Origin of the sequence: Coprobacillus cateniformis (assembly GCF_009767585.1) — a bacterium.
Classification (GTDB): Bacteria; Bacillota_I; Bacilli_A; order Erysipelotrichales; family Coprobacillaceae; genus Coprobacillus; species Coprobacillus cateniformis.
Genome location: NZ_WSNW01000001.1, coordinates 1,622,217 through 1,646,052 on the forward strand (window position 1 = coordinate 1,622,217; position 23,836 = coordinate 1,646,052).

General features: G+C 28.8%; 22 protein-coding genes, 1 other RNA gene and 1 other annotated feature. Of the genes, 1 reads left to right on the forward strand and 22 read right to left on the reverse strand.

The features are described from left to right. Window positions 1–38: 38 nt before the first annotated feature. The 13 genes from GQF29_RS08210 to GQF29_RS08270 form a co-directional block, all read right to left on the reverse strand. Window positions 39–221, reverse strand: a complete 183-nt coding sequence (locus GQF29_RS08210) for a pro-sigmaK processing inhibitor BofA family protein (RefSeq protein ID WP_008789050.1) — start codon at window positions 219–221, stop codon at window positions 39–41. Window positions 222–254: 33 nt separating this feature from the next. After that, a complete protein-coding gene (gene recR / locus GQF29_RS08215) occupies window positions 255–848 on the reverse strand; it encodes a recombination mediator RecR (protein ID WP_054325221.1) in 594 nt (197 codons plus the stop codon). Then, window positions 848–1,156 carry a YbaB/EbfC family nucleoid-associated protein gene (locus tag GQF29_RS08220; protein ID WP_054688798.1) on the reverse strand — a complete coding sequence of 103 codons (309 nt, stop codon included), beginning with the start codon at window positions 1,154–1,156 and terminating at the stop codon, window positions 848–850. The genes recR and GQF29_RS08220 overlap by 1 nt, the downstream gene beginning before the upstream one ends. Before the next feature lie 2 nt (window positions 1,157–1,158). Next, entirely contained in the window at window positions 1,159–3,018 is a 1,860-nt protein-coding gene (gene dnaX / locus GQF29_RS08225) for a DNA polymerase III subunit gamma/tau (RefSeq protein ID WP_008789047.1), read from the reverse strand. 80 nt (window positions 3,019–3,098) lie between these two features. Continuing rightward, complete coding sequence (locus GQF29_RS08230) at window positions 3,099–3,545, reverse strand: nucleoside deaminase (protein WP_008789046.1); 447 nt, start codon at window positions 3,543–3,545, stop codon at window positions 3,099–3,101. A 17-nt stretch (window positions 3,546–3,562) separates the two neighbouring features. Next, window positions 3,563–3,650, reverse strand: an RNA gene (gene ffs, locus GQF29_RS08235) — signal recognition particle sRNA small type. 35 nt (window positions 3,651–3,685) lie between these two features. Then, window positions 3,686–4,669: a hypothetical protein gene (locus tag GQF29_RS08240; protein WP_117769108.1), complete on the reverse strand. Its 984-nt coding sequence runs from the start codon at window positions 4,667–4,669 to the stop codon at window positions 3,686–3,688. 8 nt (window positions 4,670–4,677) lie between these two features. Beyond that, window positions 4,678–6,258, reverse strand: a complete 1,581-nt coding sequence (locus tag GQF29_RS08245; RefSeq protein WP_160340782.1) for an MBOAT family O-acyltransferase — start codon at window positions 6,256–6,258, stop codon at window positions 4,678–4,680. Between the two features lies 1 nt (window position 6,259). Continuing rightward, a complete protein-coding gene (locus GQF29_RS08250; protein ID WP_008789043.1) occupies window positions 6,260–6,490 on the reverse strand; it encodes an acyl carrier protein in 231 nt (76 codons plus the stop codon). Window position 6,491: 1 nt separating this feature from the next. Further along, complete coding sequence (locus GQF29_RS08255; RefSeq protein WP_008789042.1) at window positions 6,492–8,003, reverse strand: AMP-binding protein; 1,512 nt, start codon at window positions 8,001–8,003, stop codon at window positions 6,492–6,494. 112 nt (window positions 8,004–8,115) lie between these two features. Then, complete coding sequence (serS, locus tag GQF29_RS08260; protein ID WP_008789041.1) at window positions 8,116–9,393, reverse strand: serine--tRNA ligase; 1,278 nt, start codon at window positions 9,391–9,393, stop codon at window positions 8,116–8,118. Window positions 9,394–9,430: 37 nt separating this feature from the next. Next, window positions 9,431–9,622 (reverse strand) — a binding site (T-box leader). 107 nt (window positions 9,623–9,729) lie between these two features. Continuing rightward, on the reverse strand, window positions 9,730–11,064 hold the full coding sequence (locus tag GQF29_RS08265; protein WP_160340783.1) for a dicarboxylate/amino acid:cation symporter: 1,335 nt from the start codon (window positions 11,062–11,064) through the stop codon (window positions 9,730–9,732). An 82-nt stretch (window positions 11,065–11,146) separates the two neighbouring features. Beyond that, on the reverse strand, window positions 11,147–11,764 hold the full coding sequence (locus GQF29_RS08270; RefSeq protein WP_017144017.1) for a DUF4230 domain-containing protein: 618 nt from the start codon (window positions 11,762–11,764) through the stop codon (window positions 11,147–11,149). A gap of 101 nt (window positions 11,765–11,865) precedes the next feature. Here GQF29_RS08270 and GQF29_RS18625 point away from each other — a divergent pair, with 101 nt between their 5' ends. Beyond that, on the forward strand, window positions 11,866–12,432 hold the full coding sequence (locus GQF29_RS18625; protein WP_236916407.1) for a hypothetical protein: 567 nt from the start codon (window positions 11,866–11,868) through the stop codon (window positions 12,430–12,432). A 99-nt stretch (window positions 12,433–12,531) separates the two neighbouring features. Here GQF29_RS18625 and gyrA read toward each other — a convergent pair whose 3' ends face one another. The 9 genes from gyrA to GQF29_RS08320 all read right to left on the reverse strand — a co-directional run bounded on the left by gyrA (window position 12,532) and on the right by GQF29_RS08320 (window position 23,814). Next, window positions 12,532–15,000, reverse strand: coding sequence for a DNA gyrase subunit A (gene gyrA, locus GQF29_RS08280; protein WP_008789036.1), 2,469 nt, complete (start codon window positions 14,998–15,000; stop codon window positions 12,532–12,534). Between the two features lie 15 nt (window positions 15,001–15,015). Then, window positions 15,016–16,938: a DNA topoisomerase (ATP-hydrolyzing) subunit B gene (gyrB, locus tag GQF29_RS08285; RefSeq protein WP_008789035.1), complete on the reverse strand. Its 1,923-nt coding sequence runs from the start codon at window positions 16,936–16,938 to the stop codon at window positions 15,016–15,018. Next, window positions 16,925–18,034: a DNA replication/repair protein RecF gene (gene recF, locus GQF29_RS08290; protein WP_160340784.1), complete on the reverse strand. Its 1,110-nt coding sequence runs from the start codon at window positions 18,032–18,034 to the stop codon at window positions 16,925–16,927. The genes gyrB and recF overlap by 14 nt, the downstream gene beginning before the upstream one ends. Further along, window positions 18,024–18,245 (reverse strand): RNA-binding S4 domain-containing protein, encoded by a 222-nt coding sequence (locus GQF29_RS08295; protein ID WP_008789033.1) that lies wholly within the window; start codon window positions 18,243–18,245, stop codon window positions 18,024–18,026. The genes recF and GQF29_RS08295 overlap by 11 nt, the downstream gene beginning before the upstream one ends. 179 nt (window positions 18,246–18,424) lie before the next feature. Further along, window positions 18,425–20,929 (reverse strand): ABC transporter permease, encoded by a 2,505-nt coding sequence (locus GQF29_RS08300; protein ID WP_160340785.1) that lies wholly within the window; start codon window positions 20,927–20,929, stop codon window positions 18,425–18,427. Next, window positions 20,926–21,609, reverse strand: coding sequence for an ABC transporter ATP-binding protein (locus GQF29_RS08305; protein WP_117769102.1), 684 nt, complete (start codon window positions 21,607–21,609; stop codon window positions 20,926–20,928). The genes GQF29_RS08300 and GQF29_RS08305 overlap by 4 nt, the downstream gene beginning before the upstream one ends. A 91-nt stretch (window positions 21,610–21,700) precedes the next feature. Continuing rightward, window positions 21,701–22,597 carry a sensor histidine kinase gene (locus GQF29_RS08310; RefSeq protein ID WP_054325223.1) on the reverse strand — a complete coding sequence of 299 codons (897 nt, stop codon included), beginning with the start codon at window positions 22,595–22,597 and terminating at the stop codon, window positions 21,701–21,703. A gap of 1 nt (window position 22,598) precedes the next feature. Continuing rightward, window positions 22,599–23,270: a response regulator transcription factor gene (locus GQF29_RS08315; protein WP_008789029.1), complete on the reverse strand. Its 672-nt coding sequence runs from the start codon at window positions 23,268–23,270 to the stop codon at window positions 22,599–22,601. A 13-nt stretch (window positions 23,271–23,283) separates the two neighbouring features. Then, a complete protein-coding gene (locus GQF29_RS08320) occupies window positions 23,284–23,814 on the reverse strand; it encodes a dihydrofolate reductase family protein (RefSeq protein WP_008789028.1) in 531 nt (176 codons plus the stop codon). Window positions 23,815–23,836: the final 22 nt, after the last annotated feature.

A 23,836-nucleotide genomic window follows, 5' to 3' on the forward strand; every position in this document is an offset into this window, starting at 1 on the left:
AAAATAGAGAAGATATAAAGCATTATTTCTTTAATCGTCTAGAGTATAAATTTTAATACAATACATAAAGCAACACCAAAAACATCAAATATTGAAATCATCAATATATTAAATATATTTAATGATAAATTAATATGTGTCAATGGTTCAAATGCATTAATAATAAATATAGTAATTGTTGCAAAAAGCAATCTAAAAAAGATTGTTGTTATTTTTCTCATAAAAAAATCACCTCATTAATTATATGAGATGATTTATAGTTTCTTTCTTCCTTCTAGAGATTTCAATAGAGTTAATTCGTCAGCATAATCCAAATTCCCCCCGATTGGGAGTCCATTTGCAATTCTTGAAGCTGGTATGTTTTGTTTAGCTAATAACTTAGCCAAGAATAACGCTGTTGTCTCCCCTTCTCTTGTCGGATTTGTAGCAATTATGACTTCTTTGATATTTTCATCTAATCTATCGAATAAAGTCTGAATATTTAAGTCATCTATTGTTTTTCCATCCATTATCGACATTGTTCCATGTAAAACATGATACAATCCTCGATATTCTTTTAGTTTTTCCATTGCAAATACATCCTTAGGTGATTCCACAACACAGATTGTCGTTTGATCTCGCTGTTGGTCTAGACATATTTCACAAAGTTCACCTTCACAAATATGACCACATCTTTGACAATATTGAATATTACTTTTAAAATCAATTAATGCTTGTGAGAACCTTTGTACCTGATCGTCATCCATTGCCAGAATATGATAGACCATTCTCTCAGCACCTTTTGTTCCTATTCCAGGTAACATCTTAAAACATTCAACTAACTCTTCAAAACTATTAGGATATTCCATTATAAGAATGCAGATACATCTACGCCATTAGTAACTTTATTGACTGTATCTTCTCTTTCATCATTAATCTTTTTAATCATTTGATTCAAAGTAATCATTAATAGATCTTGAACATCTTCTTGATGTTCAGTACACATCATAGATTGATCAATATGTAATTCTGTTATTTCAAGACTTCCTTTGATTTTACCAGTAATAATATCATTTTGAGAAGCAATATCAAATTCCTTCTCATCAAATTCTTTCTTTGCCTTAGCCACTTTCTTTTGCATTTGTTGGGCTTGTTGTACTAAGTTAGCAAAATTCATTTTTAATCCTCCTTAAACTCTACAATATCACCAAATAATTTAACTGCAAATTCTTGAGCCTCATTTAAATCAACATGATCTAAATCATGAGAATCAATATGTTTAAGAGTTAAATTATGTGGTTCAGGGAGTTGTCCTCTCTTTTTTAAATCAATAAACTGACTACGCATTTGAATCCATTCATCCTGCTGAATAGCTACAAACCGATATTCTTGTCCAAGTATTTCTGTTAAAAAAGAACTCAACTGTTTATAATTCTTATAATAATTAACGGCATTAACAGCTGGTTGGAATTCAAAAGCAATAATAAAACCACCTGGGCAAGCAGCAACAGCTGTACCATCACAAAGCATACCTGCACTCTTAGCTGTATTTAAGTTAGCCAAATAGCGCTTAATAATTGGCCATCTCTCTTGAATACTTTCCAGTATTTCTCTTCGTGCCTGTACAAGAATATTCATAATATCTGCACGATCTACTTTTATATCATTATCTATGCTTTGTTCCACATCCTCTTGTTTCTCAAACTCGAATGTAGGAATATCCTCTTGAATAATATCTTGAGATTCTTCTAAGATTAGCTCCTCTTCAATTAATGGTTCACCTATTTGTTCATCAATATCCTCATAGATAACTTGATTACTGTTATTTTGAGATTGTAAAATGGGTTTATCCATTTCAATAACTTCTCCCATTGCTTCTGTATTAACCTCTTGAGTTTCGTTCACATATTGGATAGATTCTGTTTGAGGAATATCTACTTTATCAATGAGTTCTCCATTTTTCGATTGAACTTGATTACACATTTTTAACAAGGCTAACTCAAAATATATAGCTGGATTAATAACTTTAGCATATTTTTCACTTGCATCCATTAAAACATCAATGAATGCAAATGCTTCATCACATGATATATAAGGCACTATCATATCTAAATAATATTGTGAAAGAACAAATAATATAGAACTATCACTTGTATTTCTATAGATAATAATATCTTTTAAAATATCAACTAAATCCAATGTTAATCTCTTAATATCAATACCATTTGTTTTCATTTCATCCAAAATAAATAATGATTTCTTCATATCTTTAGACAAAAGAACCTTTATGAAATCAATTTTATTTTCTAATGATACAATTCCATATATATGATTAACATCTTGTACTGTTAGATGTTGATCATTATATGCCAAACATTGCTCTAATATTGATAATGCATCTCTCATTCCACCATCTGCAAGCTTTGCAATCATTTCTAAAGCTTCATCATCACAAATATAGTTTTCTTGTTCAACTACGCTTTTCATACGATTAACGATTTCAGTTAAACTCAATTTCATAAAATCAAATCTTTGACAACGAGATATAATTGTTGGCAAAATTTTATGAGGTTCTGTTGTTGCAAGAATAAAAACAACATGTGCTGGTGGCTCCTCTAATGTCTTTAATAAGGCATTAAAGGCACCTGTAGACATCATATGTACCTCATCAATAATATAAACCTTGTACTTACCTTGAGTAGGAGCATATTTGACTTTATCAATCAAATTTCTCACCTCATCAACTCCATTATTACTAGCTGCATCTATCTCTATAACATCAGGATGATTACCTGAAGCGATCTCTTTACAATTCTCACATTCATCACATGGTTTTGGATTACCAGTACAGTTGATTGCTTTTGCTAATAATTTTGCAATTGTTGTTTTTCCAGTACCTCGAGGTCCACAAAACAAATAGGCATGAGCAATTTTATTTTCTTCAACAGCATGTCTCAATGTTGTAATAATATGTTCTTGTCCAGCAACTTCGTCAAACCTTTGTGGACGATAAACTCTATATAATGTTTTATATGCCATAATATCAACTCCTTTGTCAATTATAGCATATTTTATTTATCATCAAAAGATAATAAAAAGATATCTTCTTGATATCTTGATTAAAAACGATGTCTCTTTGATTTAAAATAATCGGAAATCAATTGACAACAGTCTTCTTCTAATATTCCAGATGTAATATCAGGATAATGATTAAATGTATGATTATGAAGATATTGAGAAATTCCGTGCCAACGTTGACCACTTGCTCCATACACGACTTTAGCAATACGGCTTTGAATAATAGCTCCACTACACATCATACAAGGTTCTAATGTAGAATAAAGAGTACAGCCATCCAAATGCCATGTTCCTAATATTTTACAGGCCTTTTGAATAGCTAACATCTCAGCATGAGCAGTGACATCTCGCTTTGACTCTTTTTGATTATAAGCAGATGCGATAACACAATCATCCTTAACAATAATAGCACCTATAGGAACTTCATCAATATCTTTTGCTTTTATTGCTTCTTGATAAGCTAATTTCATATACTCAATATCAGTCATACAAATTAATCTCCTTTAAAAAAGCCACTACACATAAACGGACATTCTTAATGCTGCTACCTTCCGGTCCTGACATGGTTCGAAGCCGCCTATTGTAATGGCAAGACTTATTATATCATATTTGATAAACAAATCAATATCTATAATAATTTATTCTTTTTCATAAATGATTGGTAATCTAAATTCCATTGATTATAGGCATTGTCCTGACGATGATCGATCAAATGATAATTCTCAATTAAATATTTACCTAGATACTTTGTCATCTTTTTAGCACCATTATAATTCAAATGATTGCCCCCATCCCTTGTGTCAGTTAGCCAATTAAACCCAGTATCATATTGATTAACATTAAAATCTATAAAAGGAACATTATATTGATCAGCAAGTTTTTGAACTGCCTTATGACGATCTATAGTTCCTGTCGTTGCAGAAGGATACCAAACCAATAGAACATCTGCTCCATGATTTTTGGCTAATTCTATTGTTTTTTTCATATACATTTTTGTTGTCATAGTTATTGTAGAATTCTTCTTATTTTTCATATACTTGAATCCTAATTTATTTGGCCTTGCTTTATTATGATAGATATATCCCTTTGACTCAACTCTTGAAATATAAGAAACCTTATTTGTAAAATCTTCTGTTTTTAAATTTTTCCAGCGACTATGATACTCAAATAATGGAAACTTATTCTTAAGAATATTATTAAATGCATCATCAATATCATCTGCTTCATTGCGAGTAAAAAGCTGATCAACTTCTAAAATAACAAGTTTAGGTTTTTGACAGGTAAAAATATCTTTTAGTAAATAATATGCAGAAAATATATTTTGTGAAGGTTCAGCACAAACGTAAGACGTGTAACCATGACTATTCCATAATTCTAAAGGATTCATGGCACTATACAAATCACTATTTCCTAATGCAAAAATATCTATGCTATTATGTCTTTCACCATAAAACCCTCGTGCATTTTCATATTTAATACCACTTTTTTTTGTATTATTTTTTGGTACAAAGATAGGCGTTATACACCATAATAAAACTCCACAGATAGATAAGAAGATAACAATTTTAGAGAAATCAATAATATTTTTTTTAACATTTTCTTTTTTATTCATATATCCTCCTAAAACTGTGCATAAATAAAACTAGCAATGTCATATCCTCTACCATATGCACCAAAAATAATAACAATAAATAATCCAGCAATATAGAAAGTCCACCTTGGAACAATATGCCACTTTGCAACACTTTCCCTTATATGAAATCCTTTTTCCTTCATAACTCCAACTATAAAAACAACTATGATGCCAAGAATAACAATTAACATATCTAAACTGCTTAAGCCAAGATGAGTTAATGGATGAATTTGAAAACTTATATTTCTAAAACAAGAAATAAACATATCAAAAGCAATAGACAAATTATCAGCTCTAAAAATCAACATCCCAATATTGACAATAAAAACAGTTCTCAAAATCTGGAAAACTCTAAAATAATTTCTTTCTTTACAAATATGCAATTTCTCTGATACCTTAATAAAAACAGGCTCCATAAACATTCCAATAACCATAATCGTATAATAATACATACCATACATAACATATTTTATACTAGCTCCATGCCACAATCCATTACATATCCATACAAAAAATAATGCCGTAGTGGCAGGCAAAAGCTTAGAAAAATACTCATTACAATGCTTTCTAACAAAGTGATTAAATTTTTTAAAAGGGTTTGACAAAGAAACGCTATAAAATACATAATCTCTTAACCAAGCACCTAAAGTTATGTGCCATCTTTGCCAAAACTCATTAATACTTTTGGCAAAGAAAGGCTGTCTAAAGTTCTCTGGTAAATTGACACTAAAAATCTGTGCACTACCTCTAACAATATCCATTGCTCCTGAAAATTCTGTATACAATTGAATCGTATAAAAAATAACTGCTATAATCACACTTAATCCCGAAAATTTTGTATAATCATTAAAAACATGGTTTACTAACATATTTGCTCTGTCTGCAATGACAATTTTTTTAAACATTCCCCATAGAATGAGTTGGGCACCCTGTGTTAAATTTACATAATGAAATGAATGTCCTTCAAACAATTGCTGAGCAACTTGATCATATCGTGCAATAGGCCCCTCTACAATAGTTGGAAAGAATGCTAAGAATAGAGCAACTCTTCCAAAATTTCTATCAGCCTTATATTTACCTCTATAAACATCAATAACATAACTTACTGCTTGTAATGTATAGAAAGATATTCCAAGTGGTAAAAATAATTTTAGCATTGGAATATGCATATTCATATGATCTAATAAAGCAAAATTGAGTACATCTCCAAAAAAATTAAAATACTTTAAAAATGCTAATGTTCCAATGTTAATCAATAACATTAAAATCATTACCATTTTCTTTTGCCATAATAATTTCTCTTTAAATGACTTCTTTTGATCTCTATCTAATAATTTCTTAACACTTTGAAATAAGTCATTAATTTTATCTAGCCATATTGCACTTAAATAAACAGTTAATGTTGTCATGAAAAGAAAAACAATTAACCATAAACGACTAGCAGCAATATAATAAAGATAACTTGCACTTAATAAAACCAACCACTTATACTTCTTAGGAAACACCGTATAAAGAAGAAAAGTGCTTCCTAAAAAGAGTATTAAATAAACATAAGTTGTATAAGCCATACTATCCTTCGTCTTGTAAACGTGTAATTAATGCATAAATTGTTTCAATAGATTTAAAATTTTCAGGCAATATATCTAAAGGTGTGATTTCGATATCAAACTCATCATTCAATTCAACTGTTAAATTCATAACATCTAATGAATCTAACAACCTATCTTCAATTAAATTTTTCTCATTTTCAAAATCAACTCCAGGTTTCAAACCCTTTAAAATATCTAATAATTCTTCCACTTTATTTTCCTCCCAATTCTTCATAATGACCCTTAAGCCATTTTCTATCAATTTTTCCGTTCTGATTATATGGCATTACTTTTACTTTGACAATAACATTCGGTTTCATGTAGTCTGGAACTCTCAACGAAATGCCTTCCATAATACTAATATCATCAATTTTCCCAGTATATATCAAAACAATCTTATCTTTCATTTCATCAAAAATAACTGCACTGCTTTGAATTTTATCTAAAGAATTCACAGCTGCCTCAATTTCTCCTAACTCAATTCGATAACCCATATGTTTAATTTGAAAATCTTTACGAGTTATATAAATAAGTTCACCACTTTCATTATACTTAACAAGATCACCCGTTTTATAAATGATTTCAGGATAAGCCTTATTTAAAGGATTTTGTACAAAAACTTCTTTTGTTTTCATTTCATTATTATAATAACCCATTGCCAAGAATGACCCTCTTACACATAATTCTCCTTCACGATTATCCAAGACTTCATGATTATTCTCATCAAGTAAGAATATATCACAATTATTACAGGACTTACCAATTGGTAAAATTTCATCATCTTTAAATTCCCTATCAATAATATAATACGTGCATATATCAGTTGTTTCTGTAGGACCAAATAAGTTTGCATACAAAGCATTTGGAATTTTGTGAATCCAATAATTTAATTGCTTGGTTGGCATGACCTCTCCAGCAAACAAAACTTTATCTACATAATCCAATGCCATATAATCTAAAACTTTTAGATTTGCAACTATACATAGTGCTGAAGGTACCCAATAAATGGTGTTTACCTTTTTTATGTTCATATACTCAATCAGTTTAATTGGAAATGAAAATAATGATTTTGGTATAATATGCAAAGTGGCTCCAGACATAATTGTGCTATACACATCAGAAACAGACATACTGAAGTAAAATGGTGTTTGACTCCCAAACTGAGTTTGATCTGTTATATCAAATGTTTCTTTATACCAAGTCGCATAATTGATAACACTACGATGTGATAAAATAGCACCTTTAGGAACACCAGTTGAGCCAGAGGTAAACAAAGCGTATAAAGGATCAGTATCGATCATCTGTTGTCTAATAAGAGATAACCCATCTTCATCAATATTAATATTGATGAGGTCTTCAAAATAATAGACTTTGTCATGAAGTTTTTGTGCAACTTCCTGATGTTGATAATCTGATACTAAAGCAAGTGGCTGTAAAGTCTCAAAAATCTTTTCAATACGATCTAATGGCATCATTGAATCAATAACCACATAGAAATTACCACTATAAACAACTCCAAAAAAAGCTGTTAAACTCTCTACTGTTTTATCCATAAGAACTGCAATAGGTTGTCTTGTTTTATGAAGTTCTAATAATTGAGTTCCGATTTTTTTAGAATATTGAATACATTCTCCATATGTTAATTCTCTATTTTGATCAGTAAATACTGATTTTGTAAAATATTTATTTGATGATTCTTCTAAATACTCTAAAATATTTTTCATCAATTCACCTACTTTCTCTTTAAGCATTTATAATATTAACAGACTCGTGTGTATATCTTGTGAAAAAATTTATAAGAATTTCTAAAGAAAAAGAATGACAAATGTCACTCTTTTAACAAATCTTATCTTTTCCACCCATATATGGACGTAAAGCCTTAGGAATATCAATTGTTCCATCTTCGTTATAATTATTTTCAATAAAGGCAATTAATGCACGTGTACTTGCAAGAACTGTATTATTCAAAGTTGCCACATAATAAGTTCCTTCCTGCCCTTTAGTACGAATACCTAAACGTCTTGCCTGAGCATCACCTAAAGTTGAACAAGACCCTACTTCAAAATACTTTTGTTGTCGAGGAGACCATGCTTCAACATCACAAGACTTTTCTTTCAAATCAGCTAAATCACCACTACAACATTCTAGTGTTCTCACAGGAATATCTAGGCTTCTAAACAATTCAACAGTATATGACCACATCTTATCATACCATTCCATTGCATCTTCTGGCTTACATAAAACAACCATTTCTTGTTTTTCAAATTGATGAACTCTGTAGATACCTCTTTCTTCAATACCATGAGCTCCAACTTCCTTTCTAAAACATGGAGAATAAGAAGTCATTGTAATTGGTAAATCATCTTCCTTAACAATTTGATCCTTAAACTTACCAATCATACTATGTTCACTTGTCCCAATTAAATATAAGTCTTCACCTTCAATTTTATACATCATTGCATCCATTTCTTCAAAAGACATGACACCAGTAACAACATCACTTCTTATCATAAATGGTGGAATACAATAAGTAAAACCTTTATCAATCATGAAATCTCGAGCATAAGAAATCATTGCAGAAGATAATCTTGCTATATCACCCATTAAATAATAGAAGCCATTCCCACTTGTTCTACCACTTGCATCTTTATCTAATCCATTAAATTTAGTAATAATATCAGCATGATATGGAATTTCATATGCTGGCACAATAGGCTCTCCATATTTTTGAATCTCTACATTTTCACTATCGTCTTTTCCAACTGGAACAGAATCATCAATAAAATTAGGAATTTTCATCATAATTTCTTTCAATTTTGGACCTAATTCAATCTCTTTTTCTTCCAACTCTTTTAATAATTTAGCCATTTCATTGACTTTTTCCTTATTTTGTTCAGCTAAATCTTTTTTTCCTTCACGCATAAATTGACCAATCTCTTTAGATAATTTATTACGCATAGCACGAAGTTCACTCGCTTTTGTTAAAGTTTCACGATAAACTTTATCTAAATCAAAAGCCTCATCTACTAAATGTAAACGATCATGTTGAAATTTTTTCTTCATATTTTCTTTGACAAGTTCAGGATTTTCTCTTAATTTTGCAATATCAATCATTTTATCTCTCTCCTTATTATAAAATAAAAACACCTCTTCAAGGGACGAATATCTCGTGGTGCCACCCTACTTCATATCAATATGATATCTTTATATGAGATAACGGTTCATCCGGAAGTGATTAACTTCTCTTGTTGGGAGATTTCAATAATAAACTATCCTGATTTACACCAACCATCAGTTCTCTATAATAACTCTATTATTTACTTATCCAACGCATCGATTTAACACATAGATTATACCACAACCATTTAGAAGTTCAATCACATTTACTCTTAAAATAAGAGTAAATTAAAAAATAGATATAGGTATAAACCCTATATCTACATTTATAGACTATCTATGATATAAATCCTCATCTAACATGTTCTCTTTTTTAGCAACAATAATAGATGTCGAAGAATCGCCTACTACATTTAAAGATGTCACTAGCATTTCAATAGGTCTATTAATAGCAAGAATCAATGAATAAGATAGTAAAGCTGCATCGTTTGTATATCCCATTCCAGTTAATATCGTAAATAAGATAACTGCTCCAGCTCCAGGTGCTGCAGGAGTTCCAATTGAAGCAATTAATGCTAATACAGCAATAATAGCCATAGATGTAAATGTAACATCATAACCTGAACTAGCTGCTACAAAAATAGCAGCGATAACTTGCATAATAGCAGTTCCATCCATATTAATTGTCATCCCAAGTGGCAATGTAAAGGATGCAATTTGTTCACTCACTCCCATTTCATCAACAGTTGTTTGTTTATTTAAAGGAAGTGTTGCAGCACTTGATGATGTTGAAAATCCAAATAAAGCAACTTTCGCTATTTTCTTCATAAACGGTTTAGGACTTAATTTAGCCATAACCATAATATAAATTGGATATGCTATAATCAAATAGACAAGTAAAGCTATTAATACTGTAATAACATATGCCAATGCTGGCTTTAAATAATCAATGCCATATGCTGCAAATGTCCTTGTTAATAAGCAAAATATTGCATATGGAGCAAATTTATTAATTATAAATGATAAACAAACAGAAATAATATCACTTAATTCAATAAATAACTTTTTAATTGTTTTTGTTTTATCTTTTAATTGATTCATTGCTAAACCAACTGATACAGCAAGAAACACTATAGCCAAAACACCACCATTATTTGTCAGAGCAGATATAAAATTATTAGGTACAATGGATAAAATAATAGCTAATGGATTTGTTCCAACAGTTCCTTCTTTAATAACAATATCAGATGCATTCACAGCATTAATTTGATAAACCAAAGCTCCAATAATACCAGCAAAAATCAATGCACATATAGTTGTTATAAAAAAAGTTAGAATTGTTTTAGATGATATTCTTCCTAATTTTTTTGTATCTGTAATTACACAAATAGCTAATGCAATAGATACAAAAACCATAGGAACAATAATTAATTGTAAAGAATTCACAAACAGCTGACCAATAATATAAAATATACCTATAGCACTTGTAGCTCCTTCAACAGTAATATCTTGAAAAAAGATATTATTAATTGTAGTCCAAGTCTCTGATTGTCCATTGGCTATTAGATTCTCTCTTAATAAAATACAAGCGAATCCTACAATTAAACCACAAACCAACGCAATAATCATTTTCATTGCAAGTTTTTTTCCTTTATTTGCTGACTTCATAAATAACCTCCTAAAAAATACCCAAATTGCTAACATTATACTATATTCTAGCCATTTTTCAATAGAAAAAGTAGGATTTCTCCTACTCACTAACTTTAAATATTATTTCATAATCATCTGATAATCTATTTGATGATGTGATGAATGTTTTTATTGTCGTTTCTGCCTTTTTTTGTGCTTCCTCAATTAAGCCTTTCTCTTTGACATTTGTTTCCATTTTCTCTTTTTGATCAATCGCAAATTGATGATAATCTGTTATGCTAATCTGATTAAAAATATTCTTTGTTTCATCAAAAACTTCAATACTCTTTTCATCTATTTCATGAGAAAGAATTTTTGCTTTTGGAACTGTCACTGTTATCTTCTTACCACTTAATTTAACTTCCACAATACTCATATCAATACCAGCTTTAATCTTACCATCATATGAAATAATAAAACTCTTTGTTGTAAATGGAACAGTCCATCCATAAAATGTTGCCTGATTTTCAAATTTACCCATATTTGTATAATTATATTCAACAGTTGCTAATTCACTAATTTCTTTAATCTGCTGTGATAACAAATCACTTGTCATTACTGTTGGTTCTTCACCACTAGGCCATATCTTCCCTACCAAAAAGAAAATAGCTGCAACAATCACAAGTATAATTATATTTTTAAAAGTCTGATTAATTTGAATCTTTTTTTCTTTTGCCATAATTCCACCCACTTTAGACTTATTGTATGAAATATCTCTAAATTTGTCAATTTATGTTTTCTTATATGCTAGAATAATAGTATATATGTAGGAGGTATTCTATGAATAAAAAATATATAATTGTTTTTATTTCAATAACTTTATCAATACTTAGTATCGAATATGGTTTATTTTTAAGATCAATTGATTCTTCTTTTCTAAGAAATCATAATCAAGTTATTGAAGAAATTGCATTAACAAACAATATAATAGATAAAAATTCAATATATATAAAAAAAGAAAATCATTATAAAGAAGAAATAATAAAATTGTATTTGTATGAATATAGAAATCAACTTTATTTACAGGTCTTTAAAAAAGATAATTCTTCTAGATATCATACATTTGCATTCTTTGATCCAATATCTTCAAATCAAACTATGTTATATTATTATAATATACATATTGATAATCAAAATCTGGTTGTTGCAGGTGGATATAATCAAAATAATTATATAGACCATTATAAACTTTATGATTCAAACATTAATGAAATTAATAAAATAATATCTAATCAAAAGTATATATTAGATATTTACACATGTGATACTGTGCTTTCTGTATCCGCATATGGTTCAGATGGAAATCAATTAGAGTCATTAATAAAACATGGAATATATAATTACTAAAATTTACATTGAAATGATTAATCAATTATCTTTACAATAATATTGAATTCAAACATAAAAAACTACAGACTCATATTGAATCTGTAGTTTTCAAATATACTATTCCTTAATTTCATCAGAAGGTTCTTCATTATCCTCTTCAGCCTTTTCCACAACTTCTACACTAGAAACTGTAGAACCTTCAGCAACCTTGATCAAACGAACACCCTGGGTATTTCTACCAGCTGTCTTGACTTGATCCATTGGAAGTCTAATAACAATACCTTCACTTGTAATAATTAATAAATCCTCATCACCATTAACAGCTCTTAATGCAACAAGTTGACCGGTCTTAGCAGTTGTGTTGATTGTCTTAACACCTTTACCACCACGATGTGATTCACGATAATCATCTAATGGCGACATTTTACCATAACCATTCTCACTAATTGCCATAATAAACTGACCTTCCTGATCAGTTGTCATACCAATAACATGTCCACCATCAACATTAATACCTCTTACTCCAGAAGCAGTTCTTCCCATTTTACGGACATCGCTCTCTTTAAATCTAATAAGTTTACCATTAGAGGCTGCAACTAAAATTTGAGCATTCCCTGTTGTTAATTTAACAGAAACCAATTGATCATCTTCTTTAAGACCAATAGCAATCTTACCAGATTGTCTAATATTTTCAAATTCATCAATATGGGTTTTCTTAACAAGTCCATTCAATGTCACAAAGAATAAATATTCAGCTTTCTTTTCTAAAATATCTTCTTTACGAATAGATATCATGGATTTAACATATTCATCTTTATCAAGATTCAATAAGTTTACAACTGGTAACCCTTTAGCCGTTCTACCAAACTCTGGAACATTGTATCCTTTAATACGATAAACTTTACCAAAGTTTGTAAAGAATAAGAGATCATCATGAGTACTCATATTAATTAATGAATCAACAATATCATCTTCATTCGTAGCCATACCTTTAATACCTCTACCACCTCTGTTTTGTGTTTTATAAGTATCAACTGGCATACGTTTAACATATCCATTTGTTGTTAATGAAATAATAATATCTTCAACTGGTATTAAATCTTCATCTTCTAAATCAAATGTTCCCTGAATAATTTCAGTTCTTCTCTTATCAGCAAATTTATCTTTTAATTGCAATAATTCTGCTTCAATGATTGCTAAAATTCTTTCTCTATTTTCAAGAATATCTTTTAAATCAGCAATTAAAGTTAATAAATCATTTAATTCATTTTCAATCTTTTCTCTTTCCAAACCAGCTAATCTTTGTAATTGCATTTCACGAATAGCTTTGGCTTGTCTTTCAGACATATCAAACTCACTCATCAATCTTTGTTGAATAATTTCAGTTGTTCTTGATGTACGAATTAAATCAATAATAGCATCTATTTGATCTAAAGCTCTCTTTAAACCTTCTAAGATATGTGCTCTATCTTCTGCTTTCTTTAAATCATAAGCAGTTCTTCTTTTAATGACTTCTTCTTGATGATCTAAATAATAAGTAATCATTTGTTTTAAATTCAATGTTTGCGGTTCATTATTAACCAAAGCAATTGTATTCACACCAAATGTTGTTTGTAATGATGTTAATTTAAATAATTGATTTAAAATCACTTCAGGTTGAACATCTTTACGCAATTCAATAACAATTCTTATCCCTTCACGGTTAGATTCATCACGAATCTCTGTAATTCCTTCAATACGCTTTTCTTTAACATGTTCAGCCATTTTTTCAATTAATCTTGCTTTATTTACCATATATGGAATTTCATTAACAATAATCGCTTTTTTTCCACCATGAATATCAATAATATCCGTTTTAGCTCTCATGATAATTAATCCATTACCAGTTTCATAAGCTTTTTTAATTGCAGATTTCCCTAATATATATGCTCCTGTTGGAAAATCAGGACCTTGAATATAATCTTCCATCAATTCCATAATTGTAATATCTGGATTATGAGAAACAGCTAAAATAGCATCTATAACTTCTCCTAAATTATGTGGAGGTATATTCGTAGCCATACCAACAGCAATTCCAGTTGTTCCATTTACCAATAAATTTGGAAATCTGGCTGGTAAAACTTCTGGTTCTGTTTCTTCACCATCATAGTTAGGAATAAAATTGACAGTATCTTTATTGATATCTCTTACCAATTCCATTGAAATCTTTGACATTCTTGCTTCAGTATAACGGGCAGCAGCAGCACCATCACCATCAATTGAACCAAAGTTCCCATGACCATCAACAATCATATAACGATAAGAGAAATCTTGTGCCATACGTACCAATGCTTCATAGATTGAAGAATCTCCATGTGGATGGTATTTCCCCATAACTTCCCCAACAATACGGGCTGATTTCTTATATGGTTTATCACTATAACATCCAAGTTCATTCATCCCATGAACAATTCTACGTTGAACAGGTTTGAGTCCATCTCTCACATCAGGCAATGCTCTTTGTACAATAACTGACATTGCATAACTAATGAAAGATTTCTTCATTTCTTCTGTCAGAAGTCTTTTCTTAATTCCACGTTGTTCCATTATTTCTCTCCTTTACTATAAATCAAGCTCAGCTTCTTGTGCATGTTCTTGTATAAATTCACGTCTAGGTTCAACTTTCTCTCCCATCAATGTATCAAACATTGCATCAGCCTGCATTGCATCATCTAAATCAATTTGCCACAAAAGTCTATTTTCAGGATCCATTGTTGTTTCCCATAATTGTTCTGCATTCATTTCTCCAAGACCTTTATAACGTTGAATATTATATTTAGCATTTGGACCTAAATCTTCTTTTAATTTCTCAAGTTCATAGTCACTATAGAGATAATGTTCCTCTTTTCCATGTTTTAATAAATATAATGGAGGTTGAGCAGCATACACAAATCCTTCTTCAATTAATGGTTTTAAGAAACGATATAAGAATGTCAACATTAAGATTCTAATATGTCCTCCATCGACATCGGCATCGGTCATAATAACAATTTTATGATATCTTAATTTACTAATATCAAATTCATCACCAATTCCTGTTCCAAAAGCAGTAATCATAGAACGAATTTCAGCATTTCCCAAAATTCTATCTAATCTTGCTTTTTCAACATTTAAAATTTTACCACGAAGTGGCAAGATAGCTTGAGTTCTTCTATCTCTTCCCATCTTTGCACTCCCACCGGCACTGTCCCCTTCGACGATAAAGACTTCACATTCACTTGGATCTTTAGATGAACAATCCGCCAATTTACCAGGTAAAGCAATACTATCTAAAGCTGTTTTACGACGTGTCATTTCTCTTGCACGTTTCGCAGCCATTCTCGCATGACTCGCAACAATTGCTTTATTCATAATAATTGATGCTGTATCTGGATTCTCTAATAAGAATTTATCTAAAGCTTCAGAAATAATATTACTAGCAATTTTACGGACTTCAGAATTTCCTAACTTTGTTTTTGTTTGTCCTTCATATTGCGGATCAGGATGCTTAACTGAAATAATGGCAGTTAACCCTTCACGACAATCATCACCATTTAAAGATTCATCATCTTTCTTTAAAAAATTGTTATTTTTAGCATAATTATTAATTACTCTTGTTAAAGCCAGACGGAACCCTTCTTCATGAGTTCCTCCTTCATGTGTATTAATATTATTACAGAAAGAATAAATATTTGGTTGATACCCATCATTATATTGCATACCCACTTCTACTTTAATATCATCTATTTCATCTTCTACATAGATAATTTCCTCATGGATAGCTGTCTTATTTCTATTTAAGTATGCAACATATTCTTTAATACCACCTTCATAATGGTATTCATTTTTCTTATATGGTTCGTTGCGATGATCTTCTAAAATTAACTTTAATCCTTTATTTAAGAATGCTAACTCTCTTATTCTTTGATTTAATGTATCATAATCATAAATAGTCGTTTCATTAAAAATAAGTGGATCAGCTTTAAATGAAACAATTGTTCCAGTATCATCACAATCACCAATAATTTTTAAATCACCAACAGGAACTCCACCTTTTTCAAAACGTTGATAATAAATATGTCCTTCTCTATGAACATGAACTTCTAACCACTCACTTAAAGCATTAACAACACTCGCACCAACACCATGTAAACCACCAGAGACTTTATAACCACCGCCTCCAAATTTACCACCAGCATGTAATACAGTTAAAATCGTCTCAACTGTACTTTTACCAGTTTTTGCATGTTTACCTGTTGGCATTCCTCGTCCATTATCAATAACTTTAACAATGTCACCTTTTTCTAAAATAACCTTAATTTCATTACAAAATCCAGCCAAAGCTTCATCAATAGAGTTATCAACAATTTCCCATACAAGATGATGTAAACCTCTTGCTGAAGTTGTACCAATATACATACCTGGTCTTTTTCTAACAGCCTCTAATCCTTCTAAGACCTGAATATCAGACTCATCATAACTATGTTCTACTTTATTCTCTTCCATTGCTTTCTCCTTTCACCTGTCCATCTTCTATCATAATTTTTTTAGCCATATCAATAACTTGGTGATGAACACCATCAATTGATGTAGACGTCAAAAATGTTTGTACTTTACCTTGAATAAGATTCAATAATTTTGTTTTTCTGACATCATCTAATTCACTCATAACATCATCCAATAAGAGAATAGGATATTCTCCTATTTCTTTTTTTATCAATTCCAGTAATCCAATCTTGATTGCTAATACAATAGATCTTTGTTGCCCTTGAGATGCATAAGCCACAGCATCTTTATCATCTAAAGACATTAACATATCATCTTTATGTAATCCATCAACAGTCTGACTATAAGAAATATCTCTTTGATAATTCTTTTGATATTTCTCTAAGATTCCCTCATAACTCAAATCTTTATATATACATTTATATTCAATTCTCAATTTTTCTTTATGTAAAGAAATATAATCATACATTGTAGACGAAATATCATTTAATAAATCAACAAACTCAATTCTTTTCTTTATTAAATCAACTTGAAGTCTTGCCATCTGCTCAGATAAAACATCAAGATATTCATCATATCTACGATGCTTTTCATGCAACATCTTTAAATACTTATTTCTCTCTTTTAAAAGCTTATTGTATTTATTAAGATTATACATATAAATAGGAGATATCTTTGAAATCTCCATATCCATTAATTTTCTTCTTAAACGAGGACTTCCTTTTATCAACATAAGATCTTCTGGAATAAACAAAACAACATTTAAATATCCAACATAATCACTTGTTTTTTTAATCTCTTTATGATTAATAATCGCTTTTTTACCATATTTTGATAAGACCACTTCTAAATCAATATCTTTTTCATGAGAATTAACACGACCATGAATCTTAGCAAAATCCTCATTAAAATAAATGAACTCTTCAATAACTTTTGTCTTAAAACTTTTAGATAAAGATAAAATATAAATAGCTTCTAATAAATTCGTTTTTCCTTGTGCATTTTTTCCAATAAAAATATTAATAAAAGGATCAAAATCAACAGAGCAATCTTTATAGTTTCTAAAATTCTTTAATTCAATATGATTAATTTTCATTGTCTATACGAATCAAATAATCTACACCGTCATAAGAAACAGTATCATTATCTCTTAGTTTTCTTCCTCTTCTGGTTTCAATTTCTTGATTGACGAAAACTTCACCTTCAGAAATGACAATTTTGGCAATTGCTCCAGAGTCAACAGCATTTACATACTTCAAAAATTTACCTAAAGTAATATACTCAGTATTAATTCTTATTTCTTTCATATTTATAGTCACCTATCTTTTTCAAACTGTTAACATTATAGCACAAATTCATTGAAAATAATAGTTTTTATGGCTCATATTCAATATTTATTCAAAAACATACTCAGAGTCATTTTTATATAAAAGTCTCTTAAAATGAAAATTAAGAAGAAAAATGAAAAGTAGGTAGAAATTTCTACCTACATATCATCTTTCAGTGTTTCTATAATATTTTGTTTTTTAAACTTATTTAAACCAGTATGAAAAGTTAATAGCATAACAAACATAATAACTAAAAATGAGATAATATATGCAATATATGAAATAGAAAAATAATAATCATCTATATGAATTTGATTATATAACAACCATTCAATAAAAATACTTATTGGTGTTGCATAAAGTAATGTTTTCATTCCATAAATAAAACTTTCATACCATATCATCTTATGAATACCATGAGGACTCATTCCTACACTTAACATCATCCCAAATTCTTTCTTACGCTTTTCAATACTAGCACTCATCATATTAATAATATTAAGCATTGTAAAGAAAATCATTATACAGACAAACCCATAAATGAAAATTTCTATAATTAAGAAGATTTGACGATCTTGTATAAAATTTTGAGTATGATCTTCAATATTATATCCTAAATCTTCTAATTCTTTTGTTAATTCAACATGCTGCTGAGATGCAATAAATACTCTCAAAGAACTATAATAATCCAAATTTTGTTGAAATACATAATCAGTAGAAACAATCATATACAAACTTCCTTGACTATCAATTCCATACAATGATTTATATTTATCATTATCAATGAATGCATATGATGTTAATGGTTCTAGTTGCAATCTTTCTATTTTTTCTTCTTCACCCCGTTGATTATAAGTTACATTTTCAAAATAGATTGGTGTTTTTATGAAAAGATTATCCTCCTTGATAAAGCGCTCTTGATAATGAGAAGTCTTGTTATCAGCATTATCATAATCTGTAAAATGACCATTATAAACTAATGCCAAATCATTTCTATATTTGATGCCATTTAATTCACATAACTCTTTCCTTTTATTCTCACTCATTCCAATAAAAACAACATTATATTCATCTGTTTTTTGATTATAAACATGATTATTTTTAGGTATTTTTAAGTATTTCTTATCAAGTTTCATTTTCACTGGAATATCTCCACTTATACTATAAAAATCATCAACTTTATCATGCGTACTTAATAATTTTGTAATCTCAGGAACTTGATCACCATTAATATACATTTCTATATCATATAAATGAAAAGGATTAGCATTATTTGATACTTTCATTAATCTTTGACCAAAACTAAATATTGAAATAAAAGCAACCATAGAAATAACTAATGATAAGACAATGACTTTTGAACGTCTTCCCTGTCGCTTATAATTCTTAACTGCCAACTGTTGAGAAATATTTAAAAATCTTTTAGAAAAAGAACTTGTTTTTAACTTATATTTTTTAACTTTAATTTCATCATTTTTCTTTAATGCATCAATGACTGAGATTTTAGATATTTTTCTAGCTGGTAAATAAAGCGAAATAAAGATTGTTAATAATGATAATAAAATAACAATGAATAAATAAAATATTGATATTTGAGCATGAATTTCAACACCCATAATTTGAATAGCATCTAATTTATTAATGAAGAAGAATGTTACTGTCATTCCAATATAACTTATAAAAATACCTAAAGGTATAGAGATTAAAGATAAAATAGCGCCCTCAAAATAAACAGATCTTTTCTTTTGCTTTGATGTTGCTCCAACACTTGATAACATTCCTAAATATTGGATTCTATCATGAGTTGAAAGATTAAAAGCTTGATAAATAATAAAGAATGAAATAAATATAATAACAAATAATAATATCGCGACCATATTATAAAGTGTTAAAAATGCTGATTGAGAATTTTCTTCAAAGATATCCTGAATCCCTAAATATTGTGAATTATAGAATATATTATTAAAATCACTTGTTTGATTTAACATTTCATTAATTTCATGATTTAATTTTTCACAATGTTTAAAAATATTTGTTGATAAATCCTTATCAATAACATACATAGTATAATATAATTGCGGATCATTTAAATCAATATAACTTAAAGCATTAAATGATTTTTTATAATAAGATTGTGCTTCATAATCATTAATGAGACCAACAATCAAATATGTTTTTAATTTTCCAGTGTCATCTTCTTTTAAACTTATTGTATCACCCATATTCTTTTGAATATGGTTATTAATTAAATACTTTTGTGAAATAGCAATCTCTTTATGATTATTTGGTAATCTTCCTTTAATTAACAAATCATCGAAGTTTTCTTTTTCAAAATAAGTATAATCTCCTTGTTTTAAATTTAATGATACATCATTTTTTTTATCATCAACAGAATAAAATGATGTACTAGAAAAATAATACTCTTTGACTTCTGGATCATTTTTTATGATTTGAATAATATCTTTATTATTATTGACAATAGTATAATGATGATATCCTGAAGTATGTTCAATATATTGTTTATAAAATTGTTTACCAGAATATAATGAAATTCCTATACAACATATCATAATCACTGAAACAGATATACATAAAATTGTTAAGATGGTTCTTTTCTTATTTTGTTGAAGATATCTTAATGTTAATTTATTCATAATTTTCATTTATGAAGAACCTCATCTTTTTTTATTTGACCATCTTCAATAACAATAATTCTATCTGCTTGCATAGCTATTCTTTCATCATGAGTAATCATAATTAATGTCTGCTTATATTTACGTTGTGTTAATTTTAATAAATCGACTATTTCTCGACTATTTTTAGAATCAAGATTCCCTGTAGGTTCATCTGCCAAAACAATAGATGGTGCATTCATCAAAGCACGTCCAATGGAAACACGCTGTTGTTGACCACCAGATAATTCTTTGGGTAAATGATTTTTTCTATTCTCTAAATTAAGAATATGAATTAATTCTTCAAATCTTTCATGGTTGACTTTTTGATTATCTAATAAGACTGGCAATGTCATATTTTCAGCAACTGTCAAAACTGGTATCAAATTATAAAATTGATAAATGAGTCCTACTTCCCTTCTCCTCAATATAGCTAATTGTTCTTCATTTTGCTGATATACATTGACACCATTAATAATAACATCACCACTTGTCGTTTTATCTACCCCACCAATTAAATGGAGTAGAGTACTTTTTCCAGAACCTGATGATCCAACAATAGCAATGAATTCACCTTTATCTACTGTAAATGATACATCTTTCAAAGCAATAACTTGATTATCATCTTGACCATAAATTTTAGTTAAATTTCTAACTTCTAATATTTTCATCATTATCTCCCCTTTACACCATTTATTATATAATGTCAAGGTGACAAGACCATGACTCATTCGTGACAAAATTGTCATTTAAGAAAAAAGTTTAGATCACTTCTTTATAGAAATGAATCGTAAACTTCGCTCCTGGATATGTATTTTCAACTGCTATTGTACCATTTTGTTTTTCAATAATCATATGACTCAATGATAATCCAATACCAACACTTTGTTGAGTTGCATTCTTTCCCTTATAAAATCGTTCAAACAAATGTATTAAATCTTCTGAATCAATTCCATTTCCATTATCTTGGATAATAATTTCACTATATAAAGGATTATTATTCATCATTATCTTGATATTTCCACCCTGTTCAGTATGTTCTATGCAATTTTTAAAAATATTAGATAATGCTTCTAAAGTCCATAAGATATCAATATCTTCAATATATGTTTGATCAGCTTCTAATTCAATAGAAATATCTTTTAATTCTAATTGTATTTCAAATGGCTTTACCAATTTGATATATAATTCTTTTTGAGATATATTTTCTTTCTGAAATGTAACTGTATTTGAATCTATTTGTGCTATTTTTAATAATGTTATAACAAGCCACTCTATTTTATCTAATAAAAGCTGCTGTTCTTTTAATAGTTTTTTCTTATCTGTTCCTTCAGTCATCTTTAATCTTTCATGAACTAAATTTAAAGAAGTTAATGGTGTTTTCATTTGATGTGATATATCTTCTAATGATTGTTTTAATATTATTTTATCTTCTAATAATAAGCGATTCTGTTCAGATAAACGATTAACTAATTTTACAATTTCACTTTCAAGAAAAGATAAAGTTCCTTCTTTATAATAAGGAATATAAATATCTTTTTGTTGAAAAAGAATAGCATTAACCTGTTGAGATATTTGTTTAATTTGTTTTTCTTTATAAATCATACATATTATCAATGCTATCATAATGATAATAAGCAATATACATATATAAATCATATTAATCACCTAATTTATATCCCAATCCTCGCATTGTTTTAATAATATTAGGATTTTGTGGATTATCTTCAATTTTATTTCTAATTCTTTTCATATAAACAGATAATGTATTGTCAGAAACATCTTCTCCAGTAATATTCCAAATTTCTTCTAGTAGAAATTCCCTTGTAAGAAGTTGATTTGGATAAGAAAAGAAAATTAATAATAAACGATATTCTAGAGCTGATAAGAAGATTTCATAATTATCTTTAAAGACTTTTCCTGTTAAGGGATTGACTTTGATGTTTTGATATTGATAAAAAGTCTCTTGTTTATGATATCTTCTTAAAATATTTTGGATTCTAGATAGCAATTCACGAGGACGAAACGGTTTTGAAATATAATCATCTGCACCAAGATTTAATCCTGTAACAACACTAAATTCATCTTGATTTGCTGTTAAAAATACAATTGGAATATCTTTATAAGACTTTATTTCATTATATAATGAATAACCATTTCCTTCTTTTAATGAAATATCGAGAATTGCTAAATCAAAGTGTTGATTGTTAATTAAATTTATAGCTTTTTTCTGACCATCAACATGCGTGATAAGAAATCCTTCTTTTTCTAAAAAAGAAGAAAGATGATTTATAATATTGATATCATCTTCCACCAATAAAATCTTATACATAATTTATCCTCCCTCATCTTCGTTGATATATTAAATCAGTAATACCATTATAACTTTGAGTTTTTATTAACCTTAAATCTATTTTTTTATCTAAGATACCAAACAATGAGATACCCTTTCCTAAAAGAGTAGGAATAATTGATATATAAAATTCATCAATCATATCTTCCTGAAGAATTTGTTGAATGACATTCGCTCCACCACATATCCATATTCCTTTTCCTTCTTTTCTTTTTAAATGATGAATCAATTGTGAGGGCTTTTCATCTGTAAAAAAAATTTGACTTGTTGATTGATGATTTTGATGAGTCAAAATATAACTTGTCATTCCCTCATAAACCCATTCATTTGGTGATAATTCAGTTATAATTTGATGATAAGTTTTCCATCCCATGATTACAGTATCTATATTTTTAATAAATGAATTATAAACCTCCATATTTTCGATATTTTTATCATGTCCTACTAACCAATCAACCTTTTCATCACTATCAGCAATATATCCATCCAAACTCATTGCTATAAATAGAGTTACTTTTCTCACAAATATAATCCTCTTCTCTTTA

Bases quoted from the DNA above. Each gene is read 5' to 3' on its own strand.
- GQF29_RS08310 (WP_054325223.1), bottom strand. From the start codon at position 22,597: ATGATTTATATATGTATATTGCTTATTATCATTATGATAGCATTGATA.
- GQF29_RS08210 (WP_008789050.1), bottom strand. From the start codon at position 221: ATGAGAAAAATAACAACAATCTTTTTTAGATTGCTTTTTGCAACAATT.
- GQF29_RS08240 (WP_117769108.1), bottom strand. From the start codon at position 4,669: ATGAATAAAAAAGAAAATGTTAAAAAAAATATTATTGATTTCTCTAAA.
- GQF29_RS08255 (WP_008789042.1), bottom strand. From the start codon at position 8,003: ATGAAAAATATTTTAGAGTATTTAGAAGAATCATCAAATAAATATTTT.
- GQF29_RS08305 (WP_117769102.1), bottom strand. From the start codon at position 21,609: ATGAAAATATTAGAAGTTAGAAATTTAACTAAAATTTATGGTCAAGAT.
- gyrA (WP_008789036.1), bottom strand. From the start codon at position 15,000: ATGGAACAACGTGGAATTAAGAAAAGACTTCTGACAGAAGAAATGAAG.
- GQF29_RS08230 (WP_008789046.1), bottom strand. From the start codon at position 3,545: ATGACTGATATTGAGTATATGAAATTAGCTTATCAAGAAGCAATAAAA.
- GQF29_RS08245 (WP_160340782.1), bottom strand. From the start codon at position 6,258: ATGGCTTATACAACTTATGTTTATTTAATACTCTTTTTAGGAAGCACT.
- recR (WP_054325221.1), bottom strand. From the start codon at position 848: ATGGAATATCCTAATAGTTTTGAAGAGTTAGTTGAATGTTTTAAGATG.
- recF (WP_160340784.1), bottom strand. From the start codon at position 18,034: ATGAAAATTAATCATATTGAATTAAAGAATTTTAGAAACTATAAAGAT.
- dnaX (WP_008789047.1), bottom strand. From the start codon at position 3,018: ATGGCATATAAAACATTATATAGAGTTTATCGTCCACAAAGGTTTGAC.
- GQF29_RS08315 (WP_008789029.1), bottom strand. From the start codon at position 23,270: ATGTATAAGATTTTATTGGTGGAAGATGATATCAATATTATAAATCAT.
- gyrB (WP_008789035.1), bottom strand. From the start codon at position 16,938: ATGGAAGAGAATAAAGTAGAACATAGTTATGATGAGTCTGATATTCAG.
- GQF29_RS08265 (WP_160340783.1), bottom strand. From the start codon at position 11,064: ATGAAGTCAGCAAATAAAGGAAAAAAACTTGCAATGAAAATGATTATT.
- GQF29_RS08300 (WP_160340785.1), bottom strand. From the start codon at position 20,929: ATGAAAATTATGAATAAATTAACATTAAGATATCTTCAACAAAATAAG.
- serS (WP_008789041.1), bottom strand. From the start codon at position 9,393: ATGATTGATATTGCAAAATTAAGAGAAAATCCTGAACTTGTCAAAGAA.
- GQF29_RS08220 (WP_054688798.1), bottom strand. From the start codon at position 1,156: ATGAATTTTGCTAACTTAGTACAACAAGCCCAACAAATGCAAAAGAAA.
- GQF29_RS08295 (WP_008789033.1), bottom strand. From the start codon at position 18,245: ATGAAAGAAATAAGAATTAATACTGAGTATATTACTTTAGGTAAATTT.
- GQF29_RS08270 (WP_017144017.1), bottom strand. From the start codon at position 11,764: ATGGCAAAAGAAAAAAAGATTCAAATTAATCAGACTTTTAAAAATATA.
- GQF29_RS18625 (WP_236916407.1), top strand. From the start codon at position 11,866: ATGAATAAAAAATATATAATTGTTTTTATTTCAATAACTTTATCAATA.